The organism is Candidatus Streptomyces philanthi, assembly GCF_059553635.1.
Genome location: NZ_JCANQV010000505.1, coordinates 1 through 2,486, shown reverse-complemented (window position 1 = coordinate 2,486; position 2,486 = coordinate 1). Strand labels below are relative to the sequence as shown.

2 protein-coding genes are annotated in these 2,486 nt (G+C 77.1%); both read left to right on the top strand.

Features of this window, described 5'->3' with window-relative positions; genetic code table 11:
* Positions 1–29 precede the first annotated feature (29 nt).
* Positions 30–1,574, top strand: a complete 1,545-nt coding sequence (locus AC51EU_RS29565) for a hypothetical protein (protein ID WP_496270165.1) — start codon at positions 30–32, stop codon at positions 1,572–1,574.
* The coding region (locus AC51EU_RS29560; RefSeq protein WP_496270164.1) for an AAA domain-containing protein at positions 1,571–2,486 on the top strand (916 nt) is incomplete at its 3' end. The genes AC51EU_RS29565 and AC51EU_RS29560, both read left to right, overlap by 4 nt.

Below are 2,486 nucleotides of genomic sequence, written 5' to 3'. Positions count from 1 at the left end.
GCCGCCCCCGGCGCACCGAGGGGGGCGGAATGCCACTGATCGAGACGCTGGCACGGGCGGAGGCCGCGGCCGCGGGCCGGGCCCGTCCGCTGACGACGGTCCGCCACCGCCATCTGTCCGACCACCCGCTGGTCCTCGTCCCGTTGACGACGTCCGGTGAGGCGGGCGCGCCCCTGGGCGCCATGGTCGGCACGGACCGCGCGGAGCCGCTGCTGCTCGTCGTCCCGCAGCCGCGCAACCGCGATCTGCGGTTCGCGTTCCTCTCCGCGCTGGCCGAGGCGGTCCTGCCGTACGTGGACGGCTTCGCGGACGACGTCGAGACGGTGGAGCGCAAGGAGACCGACCCGGAGACCGGCAAGAAGGTCCCGGTGGCCGCCGAACTGTGCGCGGACGCCCCGCAGCTGATCGTGCCGAGCGCGCCCGGCGTCGAGTTCGTCCGGCTGCTGGGCCGGTCGATGCGGTTCCGGCGGACGGCCGAGCAGGACCCGCAGGCCGCGTACCCCGCGCCGCCGCACGTCCCGCTGCTGGGCCGCTGGTTCACCCATTTCGGGGAACGGGCCCGGGTGCCCGGCTCCTGCCTGCTGCTGGCGATGACGGAGCTGCTGTCCCGTCACTGGGCCACCGGACAGAGCGCGTTGGAGGACCAGCATCTGGGCGCGCTGCTGGCCTGGATCGACCCGCCGCCGGGTGTGTCCGGCCGGGCGGCGGCCGAGCGCGCGGAGACGGCGCGGGACGCGGACGGGCAGCTGGAGTGCCCGCCGGCCGGCCCGGCCACGGACCCGGCGTTCGACAACCGGCTGCTCGCGCCCGCCATCGCCCGGTACGACGCCGGTCCGCCGGGCGCCGAGGACGAGGTCCGCACGCTGGTCGCCGGGCAGTTGCGCCCCACGTGGGAGGCGGTCTGGCACGGCCTGGACCTGCTGCGTGCCCTGCCGCCGGGCGCCCGCGTCGCCGACCGCTTCACCCGCGACCGCTGGTCGTACACCGGCCACCGCGACCGGCTGCGGGCCGGGGAGCCGCCGCAGCCGCGGCGCGACGACGCGGTCACCGCCGCGCAGAAGCTCGCCGCCCGGGAGACCGCGCAGGCCCGGCTGGACGCCCAGGAGGCCCTGGACGACCCGCTGGTGATGGCCGGCCGGCGGCTGGCCGGGGAGGCGTTCGCCGGGACGGTCACCACCGTGGAGGAGGCGTACTCCGAGGGCCGGCGGCCGATGCCGCGTCCCTTGGTCACGGTGCGCACGGACGACCGCCCCGAGCTGGCCGAAGGGGTCAAGCTGTACCGCGTCACGGGCGGCGGGGGGACGCAGAGCGCCGAGTTCGTGGCGTACGGGCCCGAGGGGCCGGGCAGTGTGACGGTGCGTCTGACCGGCGGCATGGGGCGCGGGAGGACGCCGGAGCCCGGCTCGGTCCCCGAGGCGGGCGACGCGGTGTGCTGGACGCTGTTCCCGCACGCCCCGCGCGGCGGCCCCCAGCTGCCCGCCCCGGAGGAGACGCCGTGGACGCACGGCGGCCCGCCCGCCGAGGGCGGCACCGGTGACGCCCCCGACCCGATGACCGCGGAGGACTTCCTGTGATCCCCGACGAGCCGGAGGCGGCGCCCGCCCGGCCGCCGTTCGACCCCGGTGCGGCGGCCGCCGCCGCGACCGAGGCGATCCTGCGCGACACCCTGCACAGCCCCCGGCGCGGGGTGGTGGTGGACTCCCCGCCGGGCGCGGGCAAGTCCACGCTGGTGGTGCGCGCGGCCCGGGAGCTGGCCGCGGCCGGGCGCCGGCTGATGGTGGTGGCGCAGACCAACGCGCAGGTGGACGACCTGGTGCTGCGGCTCGCCGAGAAGGACCCCGAGCTGCCGGTGGGACGACTGCACAGCAGCGAGCCGGGCGCCTTCGACCCGGCGCTCTCCGCCCTCCCCTCGGTGCGCACCTCCGCGAAGGCGGCCGATCTCGCGGGGATGGACATCGTCGTCTCGACGGCGGCGAAGTGGGCGTACACCAAGGTCGACGAGCCGTGGCGGCACGCCATCGTGGACGAGGCGTACCAGATGCGGTCGGACGCTCTGCTGGCCGTCGCCGGTCTCTTCGAACGGGCGCTGTTCGTCGGCGACCCGGGGCAGCTCGACCCGTTCAGCGTGGTGGGCGCCGAGCAGTGGGCGGGGCTCAGCTACGACCCGTCGGCGAGCGCGGTGTCCACGCTGCTGGCGCACAACCCGGATCTTCCGCAGCACCGGCTGCCGGTCTCCTGGCGGCTGCCCGCCTCGGCGGCGCCGCTGGTGTCCTCCGCGTTCTACCCGTACACGCCGTTCCGCAGCGGCACGGACCACGGCGACCGGCGGCTGTCGTTCACGGTGGCGGGCGACGGCTCCGCCGTGGACCGGGTGCTGGACGAGGCCGCGGTGTCGGGCTGGGGACTGCTGGAACTGCCCGCCCGGCACACCCCGCGGACGGACCCGGAGGCGGTACGCGCGGTGGCCCGGGTGGTGCGCGGGCTGC

Bases quoted from the DNA above. Each gene is read 5' to 3' on its own strand.
- AC51EU_RS29565 (WP_496270165.1), top strand. From the start codon at position 30: ATGCCACTGATCGAGACGCTGGCACGGGCGGAGGCCGCGGCCGCGGGC.